Annotated in this window: 16 protein-coding genes; 12 read left to right on the forward strand and 4 right to left on the reverse strand. The window is 67.4% G+C overall.

Features of this window, described 5'->3' with window-relative positions:
- Positions 1–40: 40 nt before the first annotated feature.
- Positions 41–1,711 (forward strand): sodium:solute symporter family protein, encoded by a 1,671-nt coding sequence (locus M8I34_RS28640; protein ID WP_250054094.1) that lies wholly within the window; start codon positions 41–43, stop codon positions 1,709–1,711.
- A 29-nt stretch (positions 1,712–1,740) separates the two neighbouring features.
- The gene (locus tag M8I34_RS28645) at positions 1,741–2,049 is read left to right on the forward strand and encodes a hypothetical protein (RefSeq protein ID WP_053209358.1); all 309 of its coding nucleotides are present in this window, start codon (positions 1,741–1,743) and stop codon (positions 2,047–2,049) included.
- A gap of 105 nt (positions 2,050–2,154) precedes the next feature.
- Here M8I34_RS28645 and M8I34_RS28650 read toward each other — a convergent pair whose 3' ends face one another.
- On the reverse strand, positions 2,155–2,940 hold the full coding sequence (locus tag M8I34_RS28650; protein WP_250054096.1) for a LuxR C-terminal-related transcriptional regulator: 786 nt from the start codon (positions 2,938–2,940) through the stop codon (positions 2,155–2,157).
- Positions 2,941–3,461: 521 nt separating this feature from the next.
- Between M8I34_RS28650 and M8I34_RS28655 the strand changes: the two genes are divergently transcribed.
- The 4 genes from M8I34_RS28655 to M8I34_RS28670 all read left to right on the forward strand — a co-directional run bounded on the left by M8I34_RS28655 (position 3,462) and on the right by M8I34_RS28670 (position 9,774).
- Entirely contained in the window at positions 3,462–3,893 is a 432-nt protein-coding gene (locus M8I34_RS28655; protein WP_250054098.1) for an SseB family protein, read from the forward strand.
- Positions 3,890–4,507, forward strand: a complete 618-nt coding sequence (locus M8I34_RS28660; RefSeq protein ID WP_250054100.1) for a hypothetical protein — start codon at positions 3,890–3,892, stop codon at positions 4,505–4,507. The genes M8I34_RS28655 and M8I34_RS28660 overlap by 4 nt, the downstream gene beginning before the upstream one ends.
- 67 nt (positions 4,508–4,574) lie before the next feature.
- A complete protein-coding gene (locus M8I34_RS28665) occupies positions 4,575–9,455 on the forward strand; it encodes a putative T7SS-secreted protein (RefSeq protein ID WP_250054102.1) in 4,881 nt (1,626 codons plus the stop codon).
- 1 nt (position 9,456) lies between these two features.
- Positions 9,457–9,774, forward strand: coding sequence for a hypothetical protein (locus M8I34_RS28670; protein WP_250054104.1), 318 nt, complete (start codon positions 9,457–9,459; stop codon positions 9,772–9,774).
- Positions 9,775–10,055: 281 nt separating this feature from the next.
- On the opposite strand, the gene M8I34_RS28675 is transcribed toward M8I34_RS28670, so the two are convergent.
- Positions 10,056–11,858 carry an ABC-F family ATP-binding cassette domain-containing protein gene (locus tag M8I34_RS28675; protein WP_250054106.1) on the reverse strand — a complete coding sequence of 601 codons (1,803 nt, stop codon included), beginning with the start codon at positions 11,856–11,858 and terminating at the stop codon, positions 10,056–10,058.
- 424 nt (positions 11,859–12,282) lie between these two features.
- Between M8I34_RS28675 and M8I34_RS28680 the strand changes: the two genes are divergently transcribed.
- Positions 12,283–13,029, forward strand: a complete 747-nt coding sequence (locus M8I34_RS28680; protein WP_250054109.1) for an alpha/beta hydrolase — start codon at positions 12,283–12,285, stop codon at positions 13,027–13,029.
- Between the two features lie 161 nt (positions 13,030–13,190).
- Positions 13,191–13,505: a hypothetical protein gene (locus M8I34_RS28685; protein WP_244414315.1), complete on the forward strand. Its 315-nt coding sequence runs from the start codon at positions 13,191–13,193 to the stop codon at positions 13,503–13,505.
- A 155-nt stretch (positions 13,506–13,660) separates the two neighbouring features.
- Here the strand turns inward: M8I34_RS28685 and M8I34_RS28690 are convergent, their stop codons facing one another.
- Both M8I34_RS28690 and M8I34_RS28695 read right to left on the reverse strand, forming a co-directional pair.
- Positions 13,661–13,870: a hypothetical protein gene (locus M8I34_RS28690; protein WP_250054111.1), complete on the reverse strand. Its 210-nt coding sequence runs from the start codon at positions 13,868–13,870 to the stop codon at positions 13,661–13,663.
- 131 nt (positions 13,871–14,001) lie between these two features.
- The gene (locus M8I34_RS28695) at positions 14,002–14,217 is read right to left on the reverse strand and encodes a hypothetical protein (RefSeq protein ID WP_244414313.1); all 216 of its coding nucleotides are present in this window, start codon (positions 14,215–14,217) and stop codon (positions 14,002–14,004) included.
- Between the two features lie 188 nt (positions 14,218–14,405).
- Between M8I34_RS28695 and M8I34_RS28700 the strand changes: the two genes are divergently transcribed.
- The 4 genes from M8I34_RS28700 to M8I34_RS28715 all read left to right on the forward strand — a co-directional run bounded on the left by M8I34_RS28700 (position 14,406) and on the right by M8I34_RS28715 (position 17,509).
- Positions 14,406–15,263, forward strand: a complete 858-nt coding sequence (locus tag M8I34_RS28700; RefSeq protein ID WP_250054113.1) for a helix-turn-helix transcriptional regulator — start codon at positions 14,406–14,408, stop codon at positions 15,261–15,263.
- Positions 15,244–15,462, forward strand: a complete 219-nt coding sequence (locus M8I34_RS28705; RefSeq protein WP_250054115.1) for a DUF397 domain-containing protein — start codon at positions 15,244–15,246, stop codon at positions 15,460–15,462. The genes M8I34_RS28700 and M8I34_RS28705 overlap by 20 nt, the downstream gene beginning before the upstream one ends.
- Positions 15,463–15,602: 140 nt before the next feature.
- The gene (locus M8I34_RS28710; RefSeq protein ID WP_250054117.1) at positions 15,603–15,821 is read left to right on the forward strand and encodes a DUF397 domain-containing protein; all 219 of its coding nucleotides are present in this window, start codon (positions 15,603–15,605) and stop codon (positions 15,819–15,821) included.
- A 239-nt stretch (positions 15,822–16,060) separates the two neighbouring features.
- The gene (locus tag M8I34_RS28715) at positions 16,061–17,509 is read left to right on the forward strand and encodes a S8 family serine peptidase (RefSeq protein ID WP_250054119.1); all 1,449 of its coding nucleotides are present in this window, start codon (positions 16,061–16,063) and stop codon (positions 17,507–17,509) included.
- Positions 17,510–17,637 lie beyond the last annotated feature (128 nt).

Here is a 17,637-nt window from a genome sequence, read left to right on the forward strand (position 1 = left end):
TCCGGGGGCCGCGCCTCCGGACCCGCGAAAAGAGTCGCCCATGATCACCCTGGCCGAAGGGCTACGGCTTCCCACCAACGGGCTCGATTACACGATCCTGGCCATCTACTTCGTCGTCGTCCTCGGCATCGGATTCGCGGCCAAACGCAGCGTGAAGACGAGCCTGGACTTCTTCCTCTCCGGGCGGTCCCTGCCTGCCTGGGTCACCGGCCTCGCCTTCGTCGCCGCCAACCTCGGCGCCACCGAGATCCTCGGTATGGCCGCCAACGGTGCGCAGTACGGGGCCTACACCGTGCACTGGTACTGGATCGGCGCCATCCCGGCGATGGTCTTCCTGGGCCTGGTGATGATGCCGTTCTACTACGGCTCCAAGGTCCGCTCGGTGCCCGAGTTCCTGCTGCACCGCTTCGGGCCCTCCTCCCATCTCCTCTCCTCGGTCATCTTCGCCGTCTCCTCGGTACTGATCGCCGGCGTGAACCTGTACGCCATGGCGATCGTGCTCCAGGCGCTGCTCGGCTGGCCGCAGTGGGTCGCGATCGTCGTGGCCGGCGCCTTCGTCCTGGCGTACATCACCATCGGCGGCCTCTCCTCGGCGATCTACAACGAGGTGCTCCAGTTCTTCGTCATCCTGGCCGCGCTCATCCCGCTGACCATCGTCGGCCTCAAGCGCGTCGGGGGCTGGGACGGCCTGACGGACTCACTCAACTCCTCGCACGGCGACGCCTTCCTCACCGCCTGGAAGGGCACCGGCATCGGCGAGGCCAACCCGCTCGGCGCGAACTGGCTCACCATCGTCCTCGGCCTCGGCTTCGTGATGAGCTTCGGCTACTGGACCACCAACTTCGCCGAGGTGCAGCGCGCGCTGTCCGCGAAGAACCTCTCCGCCGCCAAGCGCACCCCGCTGATCGCCGCCTTCCCCAAGATCTTCATCCCGCTGGTGGTGGTCGTCCCCGGCCTGATCGCGCTGGTCATGGAGCCGACGCTGGGCAAGTCCAAGGACGGGCTCCAGTACAACGACGCGATCCCGGTGCTGATGCGGGACCTGCTGCCCAACGGTGTGCTGGGCATCGCCGTCACCGGCCTGCTCGCCGCCTTCATGGCCGGCATGGCCGCCAACGTCTCGTCCTTCAACACGGTCTTCACCAACGACATCTGGGCGGCGTACCTCAAGAAGGGCCGCGAGGACCGCTACTACCTCAAGACCGGACGCGTGGTCACCGCCGTCGGTGTGCTGATCGGCATGGGCACGGCCTTCATCGCCTCGTCCTTCAGCAACATCATGAACTACCTCCAGACGCTCTTCTCCTTCTTCAACGTCCCCCTGTTCGTCGTCTTCATCATCGGCATGTTCTGGAAGCGGACCAGCGCCGCGGCCGGCTTCTGGGGTCTGCTGTCCGGCACGGTCGCCGCGATGATCAACTACTTCTGGCTCTACAAGCAGGGCATCATCGCGATCCCCTCCGAGCAGGGTGCCAACTTCGTCTCCTCGATCGTGGCTTTCGTCGTCGGTGCGCTGGTGATGTTCCTCGTCACCCTGGTCACCAAGCCCAAGCCGGTCGAGTCGCTGGCGGGCCTGGTCTACGGGTCGCGGTCCCCCGGCATGGAGGAACTGCCCGCCGAGGGTGACGACGCCTGGTACCGCAAGCCGGCCCTGCTGGGCTGGGGAGCGATCGTCCTCGCCGCCGTCTGCTACATCCCCTTCTCCCTCTGAACCTGCCTGAACAGCGGAGTTGACGCACCATGAGTGACTACCAGCACGAAGTCGAGGAGCTGGAGCGCGAGTCGGCGACCGCCGCGCGGCTCTTCGACGTACGGCGCATCATCGGCGGCCTGTTCGTCGTCTACGGCGTGATCGTCACCATCGCCGGCCTGACGGCCTCGGACGCCGACCTCAAGAAGGCCCAGGACATCAACATCAACCTGTGGACGGGCCTGGGCATGCTCGCCCTCGGCCTCTTCTTCCTCATATGGCTGAAGCTACGGCCGGCCGTCCCGCCGACGGCCGAGGAACTACAGGCCGCGACCGAGGAAGGGGCCGCCGAGGGCTGAGGGGAGGGGGGTACTGCGGGGGCGGAACGCGCTTACTGCGGCAGCGGGGGCGGAGGTCCGGGAACGCGCCTACTGCGACGGCGGGGGCGGAGGCGCGGAACGCGCTTACTCCGACAGCGGGGGCGGGGGCGGAGGCGGATCATCCGGCTCCAGCCCCAGCCCCAGCCCTGGCGCCGACCCCGGCCCCGGCCCCGCCCCCGCCCCCGCCGCGGCGCGTGCCGCACGGCCGCCCGCCGCCCGGTCCAGCAGCCCGGTACGCGCCGCCAGGGCCGCGGCCTCCAGCCGTGACCCCACCTCCAGCTTCATCAGCACGCGCTGCACATGCGTACGCGCCGTACTCGGCGCGATCTCCATCCCCGCCGCGATCAGCCGGGTGTCCTCGCCGTCCGCGACCCGCATCAGGACCTCGACCTCGCGCGGGGTGAGCAGCTCCAGCAGCCGTGCGCCCTCGTCGTCGGGCTGCGCCGCGGGGTGCAGCAACTCCTCGAAGGCCTGCTGCAACAGCTGTGGCGAGACCGCCGACTCCCCCGCCCGCGCCTTCATCATGGCGCGCTCCACGCCCTCGATCCGCTCGTCGTTACGGACGTACCCGGAGGCCCCGGCGGCAAAAGCGGCGGCGATCCCGCGCGGGCTGGGCACCGGCCCCAGCACCACCACGGCGACCTGCGGCCGCTCCTTCTTGATCCGTACGACCGGGTCGAAGGCACCGGGCCGGGCGGGTGCCGCGGTCCCCAGCAGGCACACCTCGGGCGCCCGGCTCACCACCAGCTCCGCGGCCCCGGCGCTCGGCGCGGCCGCCGCCAGGACACGGTGCCCGCGCAGCTTCAGCGCCGAGGCGAGCGCCTCCGCGAGCAGACGATGATCGTCCACCACCATGAGCCGCACGCCCATCGAGCAACCCCCTCCACCCCGGCGGGCCCGGCGCGACCCCTGCCGGGCCGCTCGTCCCCGGGAAGCTACACGCTCGGCTGCGATAGCGCGCCCCCTACCGGGAAGAAGCCCCCGGAATGCTGGAATCCCGGCCAATCTGGGCTGGTTGCCGCTGCTACGGGGCGGTCGTGCCCTGTCTGAGACGCGGCGCAGGGCCCTCTTCTACGGGGCCGGCGGACCGTTGGCGGAACCGGGCCCTGCGGGTGGGTAGCGCGCAGGACGGCGTAGCAGCGGAAGCCGATTGTTCCCTTGGAGAGTTGAGGGCGTCAGGCTGCCCAGAGACGACCCAATAACGAGCAGGCTCGACCGCACACCAGGCGAGTCCGCCGTCATGCCGCTCCTCGCACTCCACTCCACCTTGTTGAATTCAAAAAGAACCAGCGGCCGGTTTTTCACCGAAGCGTCTTCGCCGGCACTGTCAGTGCCATATGCGAAAGTAGGTTCGGCAGTTGAGGGGAAATCGGGGGAGGGAGCGATCCGTCATGTCATTGGCCGACGAAGTAGCGGCAGCTCATGCAGGACATCCGAATCCAGCCGCGCTGGTGGGTGAGTTGCGCCGGACGTCGGTATTGGTGCCGGTTGTCAATGACTCTCTCATGTCAGCCGAGTTGACCGGTATCCGTTGGTTGTATGCCTTCTCCGACGAGCAGGAACTGGCCCGCTTCGCCGTGGCCCGAGGCGCCGCCCCCGAGGCCGAGCTGCCCTACGTCCGCGCGGTCGGTGCACGGCTCCTGGACGTCGTCATACCCGCCATCGAGGGGCCCGCGGGCGTGGTGCTGGATGCGGGCAGCGCACAGGTGATGGTGTTTCCGCCGGTCAGCGGCATCGTCCCGGATTCGGTGGCGGTCGGCCTCACCGAGCCGGGCCCCGCCGAAAGCGGACCCGGAGCACTCACGGCCGGAGGTGCGGCATGACATCCGCCGAAGGTTACGAACTCGACCCGGAGGCCCTGAAACAGGTCACCAAGGGCATCCACGACTCGATCGCGGAACTGAAGGAACTGGGCTTCGACACCAGCGCCCAACTCGGCCAGGGATTCGACAAGATGGCTCTCTCCGGCATGGAGGCGGGCCATGCCGGGGTAAGTTCCACATTCGATTCGTTCTGTGAACGCTGGGGCTGGGGCGTTCGTCTGCTCATCCATGAGGCCAACGAATTCGCCCGCCGTCTTGATTTGACTGCCGGGCTTTATCACGAGCAGGAGCAGTACGTTTCGACGACGCTGAAGGTCGGGGCGAATGCCTTGCTGATGGGTGACCCGACGGTGACGGAGGAACAGCTGAAGCACCGGACGTGGAAGCAAGTCCGCGAGGACAACGCGGTCACCCAGTTCGAGCACGCGGACTGGGACCCCACCTCGGCCAAATCCCGCAAGGCATTTCATGAAGTCGAGCAAGCGGCGGACCAGACGGGCAAGGACTTCTCCACATCCAAGTGGGCGGGCGACGCCGACCACAACTGGGCCATGCGGCCACTGAAAATGGCGCGTGACAGCCAGGCGCAGGCCAACGACCACGACGGATCCTGAGTCTCCGTCGCACCGCCACCACTGCACATCCACTGCTGCACAGCACCACTGGGGGGGTTGAGAACCGATGGGTCTCGGCGACATGCTCGGGGACGTCAAGGACGGCATCAATTCCGCGGCCGATACGGTCGGCAACGCCGTCGACGGCGTAAAGGAAGCGGCCGGCGAGGCGGTCGACTACGCCACGGACAAGACCGCCGACACTCTCGACTTCGTCGGTGCGGACGGCGCGGCCAAGGCCGTCCGCTCGGCCGGTGACGACGTCGCCGATGCACTGGGCGCTCAGGTCGATGAGCGGCAGCTGGGCGAGAGCGACGACCCCAAGGAGCTGATCCACGGCGACGTCGCGAAGATCAATGAATCCGCCGCGCACCTCAAGGACTTCTACACGGCCTTCGAACGCGTCGGCCAGGGAATCCGCAAACTGGACGCCGGATCCTGGAAGGGAAAGGCCGCCGACAGCTTCCACGAGAAGTTCGACGTGCACCCCAAACAATGGATGCGCACCGCGGATGCCTGCGAGGCGGCGTGGAAGGCCCTCGATTCCTACGCCGAGACGGTCTCCTGGGCCCAGAAGAAGGGACAGTCGGCCATCGACGCATGGCAGGCGGCCGAGAACAAGACCAGGAAGGCGCAGGACGCCTACCGCCACCAGCTCGATACGTACCTCGCGAAGGCCGACGCCTACAACGCCGCGCGGGACGAGGGTTCCGACCCCGGTCCCAAGCCCGATGAGCCCGGCGAATTCCACGACCCCGGCGACCAGGGCCGCGAGGCGGCGCAGGACATCCTCAAGAACGCCCGCAGCCAGCGCAACGAGGCCGCGGAGAAGGCACAGCACGCCCTCAAGGGCGCTCTGGAACACGCCCCGCAGGCACCCAAGTTCACCACTGAGGCGGCCTTCGACACCGCTGACGGCATCGCGGCCGGCGGCATGAATCTGATGCATGTCGTCGGTGGTGCGGGCAAGGCCGTTGTGGAAACGGTCAATCTGGCCCGCACTCTGAACCCGGCGGAGCCGTACAACCTCGCCCACCCCCAGATGTACCTGGCCAACGTCGCCAAGACCGGACTCGGCCTGGCCAGTGCCGCCGCCCACCCCGGCCGCCTGGCCAAGGGGATGCTCGGCGACGGCTGGGGCAGCGACCCGTTCGATGCGGGTGGGGCCTTCCTCGCCAACCTCGTCGGGGGGAAGGGCGCCGGCGCCATCGGCAAGGGCGTGGTGAAGGCGGGCGCGAAGGACGCGGCCAAGGGGGCCGCACGGACGGCCGTCAAGGACGGCGGCAAGCGCACCGTCCGGGACCGGCTGCGCGAAATTCGATGCAAGACAGTTGGCGGCGATCCGATCGACATGGCTACCGGCCGGATGATCCTGCCGCAGACCGACGTCACCCTCCCCGCCAGCCTCCCCCTCGCCTTCACCCGCACCTTCGAGTCGTCCTACCGCACCGGCCACTGGTTCGGTCCGACGTGGATGAGCACCGTCGACCAGCGTCTGGAGATCGACGCCGAGGGCGTCATCCTCATCGGTGAGGAGGGCAACTTCCTCCTCTACCCGCACCCGGCCGTAGGCGTGCCCACCCTCCCCGCCGAGGGCGACGGCCACCCCCTGGAGCGCACCCCGGACGGCGACTACCTCCTCACCGACCCGGTCACCGGCACCCGCCGCTACTTCACCACCTGTACCGAAGACCTCGCCGTCCTCGACGAGATATCCGACCACCGAGGCAACCACCACACCTTCGACTACACCGAAGACGGCACCCCCACCGCCATCACCCACAGCGCCGGCTACCGCCTCCTCCTCACAACTGAGGAGGGCCGTATCACGGCCCTGCACCTGGCCGGCGCCGCACCCGACGGCAGCGACCAGCTCCTGGTCACCTACGGCTACGACGAGCAGGGGAACCTCACCAGAATCACCAACTCCTCCGGTCTGCCGCTGCGCTTCACCTACGACGACGCCGGCCGCATCACGTCCTGGACCGACACCAACAACAGCAGCTACACCTACGCCTACGACGACCAGGACCGCTGCACCTCACAGGGCGGCATCGAAGGCCACCTGCGCGCCCACTTCACCTGGGGCAACCCTGACCCCGTCACGGGGCTGCGCACCAACCTCCACCACAACTCTCTCGGGCAGGTCACGACCTATCAGGTCAACGAGCACCATCAGATCGTCGCCAGCACCGACGCAACCGGAGCCACCACCCACATCGTTCGCGACGCCATGCACCGCATCCTGTCCATCACCGACCCCCTCGGACGCGCTACCTACCTCGCTTACGACCACCACGGCCGGCCCACCACCGTCACCCTCCCCGACGGCTCCGCCTCCACCACCGCCTACACCCTCAACGGCAACCCGGCTAGCCTCACCGGTCCCGACGGCACCACGTGGACCCATACCTACGATGTCCACGGCAACCGCACTTCCACCACCGACCCCACCGGTGCCATTACCGCCTACACCCATGACCATCGCGGCCACATAGCCAGCATCACCGACGCCCTCGGCAACACCACCCGCCTCTACTGCAACGAGGCCGGCCTACCACTGACCGTCACCGACCCGCTGGGCGCCACCACCCGCTATCGCCTCGACGCCTTCGGCCGCACCACCTCCGTCACCGATCCCCTCGGCGAAGTCACCCACTACGTCTGGTCGGTGGAAGGCAGACTCACGGCCCGAATAGACCCCACTGGTGCCACGGAGGAGTGGACCTACGACGGCGAGGGCAACCGTCTCACCCACACCGACGCCATGGGCCAGACCACCCGCTACGACTACGGCCACTTCGACCTGCTGACGGCTCGCACCGACACTGACGGTGTCCGGTACCGGTTCACCCACGACACCGAACTCCGCCTCACCCAGGTCACCAACCCTCAGGGCTTGACCTGGAACTACACCTACGACCCAGCCGGCCGTCTCACCTGCGAGTCGGACTTCGACGGCCGCACCCTCGGCTACACCCACGACCCAGCCGGCCAACTCACCACCCGCACGAACACCCTCGGTGAGGTCACCACCTACACGCGTGACACCCTCGGCCGCATCACGCACAAAGACGCGGCATGTCTGGTCACTACCTACGTCCACGACGCCGACAGCAACCTCCAACAGGCAGCCAACTCCGACGCCACCGTCACCTACACCCGCGACGCCCTCGGCCGCGTCACTGCGGAAACGGTTAACGGCCACACCATGACGTTCACCTACGACGCCTTGGGCCGCCGCACCTCCCGTACCACCCCCACAGGCCATACCACCACGTACGCCTACGACGCCGCCGGCAACCGCACCACCCTCAACACCGGCCGCCACACCCTCACCTTCGACCACGACGCCACCGGTCAAGAAGTAGCGCGCACCATCGGCGACCACCTCGCCCTCACCCACACCTGGGACCCCAGCGGTCGCCTCACTTCCCAATCCCTCACCACAGCAGCCACCGGCACCCTCCAGTCACCCACGGCGGCGGCCCGGGCACAGAACCCTGCCGTCGCCGAAGCACAACGGGTCCTCCACCGCGGCTACACCTACCGCCCCGACGGCAACCTCACCGCGATCGACGACTCCCACACCGGCCGCCGCACCTTCGACCTCGACCCCGCCGGCCGCGTCACCGCCGTCCACGCCACCGACTGGGCCGAGACCTACGCCTACGACGAAGCCGGCAACCAAACCCACGCCACCTGGCCCGACCACCACCCCAACCCCTCAGCCCGAGGCGATCGCACCTACACCGGCACCCGCATCACCAAAGCCGGCGCCATCCGCTACGAGCACGACTCCCTCGGCCAAGTAACCCTCCGCCAAAAAACTCGCCTCTCCCGCAAACCCGACACCTGGCACTACACCTGGAACGCGGAAGGCCGTCTCACCTCAGTCGTTACCCCCGACGGCGCTACCTGGCGCTACCTCTACGACCCCTTCGGCCGCCGAATAGCCAAACAACGCCTGGCTGAGGACACTTCGGTGGTGGAGCAAATCGACTTCGTCTGGGACGGCCCCACCCTCGCCGAACAAACTTCCCACACTTCCCGTACCGCACCGTCGATCACGCTCACATGGGAGTACGAGGGCACCACCCCTCTGTGTCAAACCGAACGCAAAACATCCAGCCAATTCCTCACCAGGACTCCGCAACAGGTCATAGATCAGCGGTTCTTCGCAATGGTCACCGACCTCGTCGGCACGCCTGTAGAAATGGTTTCGGAAGATGGCGATGTCGCCTGGAGCCGGATTGCGACTCTCTGGGGTAGCACTACGTGGCCCACCTCGGCAAAGGCCTACACACCTTTACGCTTCCCGGGCCAGTACTTCGATCCGGAAATAGGGATCCATTACAACTATTTTCGATATTACGATCCTGAAGCTGCACGATATCTCACTCCAGACCCTCTCGGGCTGGAGCCTGCAGACAATCCAACTGCATACATAGCCAATCCAAATTCATGGATGGACCCCAATGGACTGGCGGGGTGCAAGCCATCACTCGCCAGTCGCCTTAAGTCATTTTTCGGTAAGCCAGACAGTACCGAGGTGACACCCACCCCTCCCAAAGCACCTCGCATGGTGGGCCCGGCTTCTCCGAGCCCCGGCAGTGTTGCTGATTTGCACGGTCCATACCATAGGCTCTTCTCAGAGAAGACCCAATCCCCCGCAGTAACTCAGCAAGTCCTGGAATCGGGCGAGCTTTGGGGCCGGGAATCTAGATGGGGTGGAGATCCTATGGTGCAAGCACACCGAGGCCACATACCAAGCAACGCCGCTCCTGGAAGTTTCGAATTCTATACTTCCGTGGAACCGAAGCCCATAAAAAACACCCCTCCTGGCTATGTTGCCTGGGAACTCGGTCAACAATCTGGAGTGGGCAGCGTAATACACAACGGCGAAGAGTTCGCCCGGATACCAGTGTTTGTAACGGAGGTAAGGTAACATGCGAAGAATCGCCGCATCGGACTTTACTGGATCCCCCCAGAGCTACATCGCCCAACTAGACATAACTACGGAAGAAATTGAGTCACGTTGGGGCTCAGGCGACACAACCTGGGATGATCTTGGCGCATGGATCACCTTTGCCTTTACATTGGACAATGAAGCACTCGTCGCCCTGGTGAGAGAGAAGGAGAATGCGCCAGCGCCCGGCTATATCCTCACGGCGATCGGAAATTGGCCACCCGATGAAGTCCTCATGGCGTTCATAGAAGAATTCGACATTCCTCATAGTCGTGTAGTGCACAAGGGATTCGCGTAACCATTTGGCGGGGTCCCTGCCGCCTATGGCACGACGCCGCGCGTTGCACCGCATACGCGCGCGGCAGCGTCCCCCCTGCTCAGCGCCTGGGTGCAGCATCGGAAGTGTTCGTCTCCTGAACGCGGTACGCCCCGCCCGGATGTTCCGGGCGGGGCGTACCTCTTGGCTGATCAAGCTTGGCCTTCTCCGCACAGGCGTCCAGCTCGTGCGCGGATACCGGCAGCGTCGTCACCTCTACAGTCCCCACCACAACTGACGTCGGCGGCATAAGCCACCCAGTCCTACGCCTCCTCCGCCAGCTCCAGCCACCGCATTTCCAGCTCGTCCTTCTCGGTGCTCAGTTCGCGGAGTTGGGCGTCGAGGCCGGCGACCTTTTCGAAGTCGGTGGCGTTTTCGGCGATCTGGGCGTGGAGCTTGGTCTCCTTGTCGCCGAGCTTGTCCAACTGGCGCTCGATCTTCTGGAGTTCCTTCTGGGCGGCGCGGTTGACGGCGGCGGCCTTCTTGGGGGCGGCGGCGGACTGCTGCGCGGGCACCGGCGTCGCGGCCTCGATGACCTTCCGGCGGCGCTCCAGGTACTCGTCCAGGCCGCGCGGCAGCATCCGCAGGGTGGCATCGCCCAGCAGCGCGTGGACCCGGTCGGTGGTGCGCTCGATGAAGTACCGGTCGTGGCTGATGACGATCAGCGAGCCGGGCCAGCCGTCGAGCACGTCCTCCAGCTGGGTCAGGGTCTCGATGTCGAGGTCGTTGGTGGGCTCGTCGAGGAAGAGGACGTTGGGCTCGTCCATGAGGAGGCGCAGGATCTGGAGGCGGCGGCGCTCACCGCCCGACAGATCACCGACCGGCGTCCACTGCTTCTCCTTGGTGAACCCGAACTTCTCGCACAGCTGGCCGGCGGTCATCTCCCGGCCCTTGCCCAGGTCGACCCGCTCGCGCACCTGCTGGACGGCCTCCAGCACCCGCAGCGTCGGGGGGAGTTCGCCGACCTCCTGGGAGAGGTACGCCAGCTTGACGGTCTTGCCGACGACGACCTTGCCGGCGGCCGGCTGCGCCTCGCCCTCGGTACGGGCCGCGTCGGCCAGCGCCCGCAGCAGCGAGGTCTTGCCGGCACCGTTGACGCCCACCAGGCCGACCCGGTCGCCGGGGCCCAGCTGCCAGGTCAGATGCTTGAGCAGCACCTTCGGGCCCGCCTGGACGCTGACATCCTCCAGCTCGAACACCGTCTTGCCCAGCCGCGAGCTGGCGAACTTCATCAGCTCGGCGTTGTCGCGGGGCGGCGGTACGTCCGCGATCAGTTCGTTGGCGGCCTCGATGCGGAAGCGGGGCTTGCTGGTACGGGCCGGGGCGCCGCGCCGCAGCCAGGCCAGCTCCTTGCGCATCAGGTTCTGCCGCTTGACCTCTTCGGTGGCGGCGATCCGCTCCCGCTCGGCCCGGGCGAAGACGTAGTCGCTGTAGCCGCCCTCGTACTCATGGACATCACCGCGCTGGACGTCCCACATCCGCGTGCAGACCTGGTCCAGGAACCAGCGGTCGTGGGTGACGACGACGAGGGCGGAGCGGCGGGCGCGGAGGTGCCCGGCCAGCCAGGAGATGCCCTCCACGTCGAGATGGTTGGTGGGCTCGTCGAGGACGATCAGATCCTGCTCGGCGATCAGCAGCTTGGCCAGCGCGATACGGCGGCGCTCGCCGCCGGACAGCGGGCCGATGACGGTGTCCAGGCCATGGGTGAAGCCCGGCATGTGCAGGTCGCCGAAGAGGCCGGTGAGCACGTCGCGGATCTTGGCGTTACCGGCCCACTCGTGGTCGGCGAGATCGCCGATGACCTCGTGCCGGATGGTGGCGGCCGGGTCGAGGGAGTCGTGCTGGGTGAGGACGCCGAGGCGCAGGCCGCCGTTGTGGGTGACCCGTCCGTTGTCCGCGTCCTCCAGCTTGGCGAGAATCCGGATCAGGGTGGTCTTGCCGTCCCCGTTGCGCCCGACGACGCCGATCCGGTCCCCCTCGTTGACGCCGAGCGAGACACCGTCGAGCAGGGCACGGGTTCCGTACACCTTGCCGACGGCTTCCAGATTGACGAGGTTGACGGCCATCTCACTCCTGCACTCAGACCTGCACTTCCGACCTGCACGTCAGATCGATCGACCTACCCAGCCTAGTCGGCGTGCGGAGGAGGGCCGCCGGGAGCCAAATACCTGTGGATAAGTGCGGGGAGATGAGTACCGGGAGATGAGTGGCCGTACTGATGGCAGGGCCGGCGAGCGCTCCCAACGTGGGCCGCATGATCAACGAGCGGGCTCCGGAAGCCCTTCCTGTGTGCGACGCGGCACCGTCGGTGACGGGTGCCACGGTGGGCCGCGTCCTCATCGGCCTGCTGGTGCCGGCGTTCGCCGGACAGGAGCGCGGCAGGCTGGGGCTGTCTCCTGGCGGCGCCGTTTCTGCTGGTCGTGTCCTGGGTGGTGGCGCTGGGCCTCGCGGGCAGCCGAGGCACCCGGCTCACCGTTGTAACGTGCCGTCATGGCACCGGACATGGACATGGAAGTGGAGACCGTACGCGGGCTGGTCTACGGCCCGGGCGGCAAGCAGCTGGACGTCCACCGTCCGGCCGGGGCGTCCGGGGCGATGCCGACCGTGCTGCTGTGGCACGGCATCGGCCCCGACGAGCGCGACGTCCTGGAGCCGCTGGCGCGGACGACGGCGGCCCTCGGGGCGCTGGTGCTCGTCCCGGACTGGCGCTCGGACGCCGCGGACGGCGGCCGGTCGCAGCTGCTGGAGTCGCTGGCCTTCGTCCGCAAGGAGGCGGGCGGCCTGGGCGGCGACGAGGCGTCGTACGTACTGGCCGGGTGGTCGGCGGGAGCCGGGGCCGCGCTCGGGGTCGCCCTGCGGCCCGAGTCCGTGGCGGAGTGGCGTCCGCGGGCCGTGGTGGGCGTGGCGGGCCGCTACGACCTGCCGGCCCGCACCACCGGGACCGCCCCGTTGGACGATCTCGCCGCGGGCCGGGACCCGGGCGTACCGGTCCATCTGCTGCACGGCACCCGCGACTCCGTCGTGGACGCCCAGCACTCCCGCGCCCTCGCCGCGACGCTGCGGACCGTGGGCCGGGCGGTGACCCTCCAGGAACCGGAGACCGACCACGCGGGCGTCATCATGACCGCGTACGACCCCGCGGCGGACCACTGCGTCCCGACGACCGCCGAGCACGCGGTACGGGCGGGACAGCTGGTGGCGGGGGTGCTGGCGGGGATCGGCGGGGGCAAGGCGTAGCGCCCCCGCCTGTGTCCCGGTGCCCCGGTGTCCCGGTGTCTCAGCGGCGGCCGCCGCCACGGGACGGCCGAATGTCATTACCTCTGGGTAACAGTGACGCTATAGGCTTCATGATCGGGTTCGCAGACCAACGGGCTCCGCAAGGAAACAAGGGGGACACGATGAAGAGCAAGCTCGCGCTGTCACTTGGTGCAGCCATTCTCAGTACGGCATCGGCAGGGCTCATCTCGGCCACCCCGGCTGCTGCCGCGGGCTACGAACACTTCGAGCAGGTCACCTGCTGGAATATGAAGTACACGCACACGAGTTGGAGCGGGATTTGCAATGTCCCGTTCGGCCACGCGCGAGCAGTGGCCGAGTGCGCCAACGGAAAGATCCCTAAAGGCGCGTGGACGGGGCGTGGCAGCTGGAAGTTCGGCATGAGCTGCGGCAAAAGCCGGATGGGCGGCATGAATGTGGAGACCAAGAACAATTGAAGGCTTGCGCCGACCGCTCCGCACCGTGAGACGTTGCCACTGAAATATCCGTCGGGGCACCACCCCCGACGGATCGCGGCGGGTCACGCAATGATCCCGAGCTGATGGTCGGGCCTCCCCAGTGCCTTTGTGAGTGGCGCCTGGGTGTCTGTCGGTCAGCGGCGGCCGCCGCCACCGGACGACCAGGTGTTGAGCGTCCGTACGGCCTCCTCCAACTCCCGGCGCCGGGCCGCCTGATCCGCGGGAGGCCGCGCCTGATCCGACGGACGGACGGGGACGTACGGCCGGACGAGACGGCCGTCCTCACCGCACAGCGGCAGCAGTTCGGGCGGCAGTCGCCGGACGCGTACGAGGCGACGCCGCACCGGAGGCTCCGGCAGCCAGGCCGTGGGCGAGAGGGCGCCGGTACTGCGGGGCGCCCGGTGGCCGCCACGGCCCGGGAGTAACCAACTCAGCAGTCTGCCGCAGGCGGTTCGGACCAGACCGTGCACTCCGTTCAACGGGCGGCCGCCTTGCGCAGCACCTCGGCGAGCCGGCGCGCGGTCGCCGCGTTGCAGTTACCGAGGGCAACGAGCGAGACGCCGTAGACGCCCGCGAAGCCCGGCAGATCGACGCCGAGCGACGGCAACGTGATGCCGTTGTCCTTCAGCGCGGTGCGCAGCTCTTCGGCACTTTCGTGCACGTCGTCGGGGAGGGAGCGGTCGAGGGGCATGGAGCCGGCCTTTCTGTACGCATAGCGACGAACCGCTTACAGAGTGGTGTGACGCGGCGTAGCGTGAAAGGGGGTTGGGCTCCCGGCTGTGGTCTGGGGATTGCGTGGAGCGAAGTGGTGGAAATACGGGGAACCACCGGAGTCCGTCCGCAACCACTGTGAATCAGCGACATGTACGGCGGTGAACCGTGGCACGACGCAAGGACATTGACGGCTCGGCGGGAGTCCCCACCTTTTACGGCAAGGAGCTGCGCTACCAGCGGGAGCTGGCCGGGCTCACGCTCTCGCAACTGGTCGAGGGCAGCTTCTACGGCCCCAGCCATCTCAGCGAGATCGAACGCGGCGAACGTCGGATGCCGGCGGAGCTGGCGGAGCACGTGGACAAGGTGCTCAAGACGGATGGCTTCTTCCAGCGGCGCTGCGAGGACGTACGGAAGGCGCGGCGAACGGGCCATCCCGCCCACTACGAGCACATCCTGGAAGCGGAGAAGCGCGCGGAGACTATCGAGGAGTGGTGCCCGACCCTGATCCCCGGCCTGTTGGAGACCGCGGTGTACACGCGGGCAGTGGTGCGGGCGACACTTCCACTGGCGACTGACGAGGAGGTGGAGGAGAAGGTCAGCGCCCGCATGACGCGGGCCCACCTGTTCCAGGACGACCACAAGACCCCTGAATACTGGGTGATCCTGTCCGAGTTCGTGGTGCGCTGCCCGATCCTCCCTCCGAAGGAGATGGCCGATCAGCTCGACCACATCGCGGCACTGGCGAGGCGCCACCGGGTCATTCCACAGATCCAGCCGTGGAACTGTGGCCCGCACCCCCTCATGCTGATGGGCTTGTTGCAGCTCATGACCTTCCCGGACGCCCCGCCGCTGGCCTATCTGGAATCGGAGTACAGCGGTCACACCATCGACGATCCGGCCCTCGTGAAGAAGTACCGCAAGGCATACGATCGGCTCAGGGCCGCCGCACTACCGCCGGAGGCGTCCCTCACCATGATCGAGGCGGCCGCAGAGGACTACCGAAATGGCAAGCAGCCGGATTGACTTGAGCGCCGCGGTCTGGCGCAAGAGCAGCTACACCAGCGGTGAGGGCGGCAACTGCGTCGAGGTCATCGACGACCTCCCCGGCATCGTCCCCGTCCGCGACTCCAAGGACCCGCACGGACCGGCCATCGTCTTCCCGACCACCGCCTGGTCGACCTTCGTCACCGCCGTCAAGAACACCGGCCTGCCAGGCATCTGAGTTCTGCCGGGCGCCCGAATGCTCCGTGGCACAGGGCAACCACGACAATGCCGCCCGGCCCGGCCCGGCCCGCGTTGTGGCCCCGCGGGGCGGGCAGGCTTCCCTTACGGGGGTCGAGGCAGAGGCAGGAGATGGCCGCAATGGCAAACAGCCACGTTGACTTGAGCACGGCATCTTGGCGCAAGAGCAGCTACAGCAACGGCGACGGCGGGGACTGCGTCGAGGTGGTCGACGACCTCCCCGGCATCGTCCCCGTCCGCGACTCCAAGGACCCGCACGGCCCGGCCATCGCCTTCCCGACCGCCGCCTGGTCGACCTTCGTCACCGCCGTCAAGGACACCGACCTCCCGGGCGTCTGAGTTCGCCTGGTGCCTCTGTCACTTCTCGGGTTCATCACAGGCATGACCCTCCATATGGCCACGCAGCAGCCCCCTCCGTACGCCATGGTTCTGCCGTGTCAGCCTGCTGACATGATGTGACGCTCATGACGTGCGCCGGACAACATGACGCAGGGTCAGGCGGCTGCTGAACACAGCCGCATCAACAGGGCCCAGCGGAGACGCCTGGGCCTCACCGGCGCAAGGAAGGTATGAGGGGGATGAACTTCACGCGCACGCTGCGTGCGGTGGGCGGCGCGATGGTGGTGGGGGCACTGCTCTTCGGCACCGCGCCGGTTGCTTCGGCAGACCAGATCAGGCATGACCAGTGGCCGTTGAGGTCCTTCGGGGCGGACGACGTGTGGAAGGTGTCGACAGGCAAGGGCGTCACGGTGGCCGTCCTCGACGACCCGGTAGATGGCAGCCACCCTGACCTCAAGGGAAACGTGCTTCCCGGAAGAAGCTTCCTCTTCAGCGAGAGGGGAGCAGGGACGGCGGATTCTCCGTATGACGAGCGGGAGCACGGCACCGCCATGGCTTCGCTCATCGCCGGCCATGGACACGGGCCCGGAAGGTCGGCAGGCGTAAAGGGACTGGCTCCTGACGCCAAGATCCTCCCTGTGGGGATTGACCTCGGAGATGGTGAGTCCCCCGGAAGTGACGAAGTGTCATACGCTGGGGCCTTGAGGTATGCCGTGGACCACGGCGCGAAGGTCGTCAACATGTCTTTCGAGTCCTACTCGGAGACATCACCTGCTGAAAAGGCAGCTGTCGCCTACGCCCGGAAGCGCGATGTGCTGGTCGTCGCGGCGTCAGGAAATTCTCACTCCGACATTCCTCGCGTTCCTGCTGCCGTGCCCGGAATCCTGGCCGTGGGCGCAGTGGACATCGACCTGACGGTCTGGAAGTACTCCAACCACGGGTCGCATATCAAGCTGCTGGCCCCAGGGGTTCATGTGCGCTCCGCGGGCGTCGAGGACCCGTACAGGCTGGCCAACGGCACGTCGGACTCCGCAGCGTACGTGTCCGCCGCCGCGGCTCTCCTCCGCTCGAAGTTCCCTGACCTGACCGCCGGCCAGATCGCCAACCGCCTGGTGAAGACCGCCGGTCTGCCGGATGCCATGAAGGGCAAGAAGCTTCCCGATCGCCGGTACGGCTACGGCTTCATCAAGCCGTACAAGGCACTGACCGCAGACGTTCCCGCAGGCCCGGAGAACGGGCCACTGCCTGCTCTCAGCGAGAGCGCGCCCGAGGCGCCGGCCAAGAGCAAGAGCAGTGGCGGTCATTACGAGCCCAAGGGCAACAAGGTCGCCATCATCAGCACCATCGGCGGTGTGGTCGTCCTCCTCGTCGTCATCGTGGTTGTTGTCACGGTGACCGTGAAGAAGAAGCGCCGTAATGGACCGCCTCCGGGTGGCATTGGCGGTTATGGCGGTCCCGGCGGGCCGGGCTTCCCCGGCGGTTTTGCGCCGCAGCCTCCCGGCGGTTTCGTGCCGCAGCCTCCCGGCCCTTACCAGCCGCAGCCCGGCGCACCGGGCACCTACCCGCCCGGTCCCTACCAGCAACAGCCCGGGGCTCCGGGCGCCTACCCGCCCGGCCCCTACCCGCAGCAGCCGGGGGCGCCCGCTTCGTTCCCGCCGGCACCGCCCACCCCGCCAGCAGGTCAATAGCGCGCCGCCGTAGCGAAGACGGCAGGGGCCCCAGCCTGCGCACAGGCTGCCGGCCCCAGCCTGCCCCGGACTGCATGCGGTCCGGGGCTTTTCGATCACGTGAGGGCCTGAACGCACCTAGCCGCAGA

The organism is Streptomyces sp. MCA2, from assembly GCF_023544705.1.
Classification (GTDB): Bacteria; Actinomycetota; Actinomycetes; order Streptomycetales; family Streptomycetaceae; genus Streptomyces; species Streptomyces decoyicus.

Coding starts and splice junctions, on each gene's coding strand:
- M8I34_RS28640 (WP_250054094.1), top strand. CDS start 41: ATGATCACCCTGGCCGAAGGGCTACGGCTTCCCACCAACGGGCTCGAT.
- M8I34_RS28645 (WP_053209358.1), top strand. CDS start 1,741: ATGAGTGACTACCAGCACGAAGTCGAGGAGCTGGAGCGCGAGTCGGCG.
- M8I34_RS28650 (WP_250054096.1), bottom strand. CDS start 2,940: ATGGGCGTGCGGCTCATGGTGGTGGACGATCATCGTCTGCTCGCGGAG.
- M8I34_RS28655 (WP_250054098.1), top strand. CDS start 3,462: ATGTCATTGGCCGACGAAGTAGCGGCAGCTCATGCAGGACATCCGAAT.
- M8I34_RS28660 (WP_250054100.1), top strand. CDS start 3,890: ATGACATCCGCCGAAGGTTACGAACTCGACCCGGAGGCCCTGAAACAG.
- M8I34_RS28665 (WP_250054102.1), top strand. CDS start 4,575: ATGGGTCTCGGCGACATGCTCGGGGACGTCAAGGACGGCATCAATTCC.
- M8I34_RS28670 (WP_250054104.1), top strand. CDS start 9,457: ATGCGAAGAATCGCCGCATCGGACTTTACTGGATCCCCCCAGAGCTAC.
- M8I34_RS28675 (WP_250054106.1), bottom strand. CDS start 11,858: ATGGCCGTCAACCTCGTCAATCTGGAAGCCGTCGGCAAGGTGTACGGA.
- M8I34_RS28680 (WP_250054109.1), top strand. CDS start 12,283: ATGGCACCGGACATGGACATGGAAGTGGAGACCGTACGCGGGCTGGTC.
- M8I34_RS28685 (WP_244414315.1), top strand. CDS start 13,191: ATGAAGAGCAAGCTCGCGCTGTCACTTGGTGCAGCCATTCTCAGTACG.
- M8I34_RS28695 (WP_244414313.1), bottom strand. CDS start 14,217: ATGCCCCTCGACCGCTCCCTCCCCGACGACGTGCACGAAAGTGCCGAA.
- M8I34_RS28705 (WP_250054115.1), top strand. CDS start 15,244: ATGGCAAGCAGCCGGATTGACTTGAGCGCCGCGGTCTGGCGCAAGAGC.
- M8I34_RS28710 (WP_250054117.1), top strand. CDS start 15,603: ATGGCAAACAGCCACGTTGACTTGAGCACGGCATCTTGGCGCAAGAGC.
- M8I34_RS28715 (WP_250054119.1), top strand. CDS start 16,061: ATGAACTTCACGCGCACGCTGCGTGCGGTGGGCGGCGCGATGGTGGTG.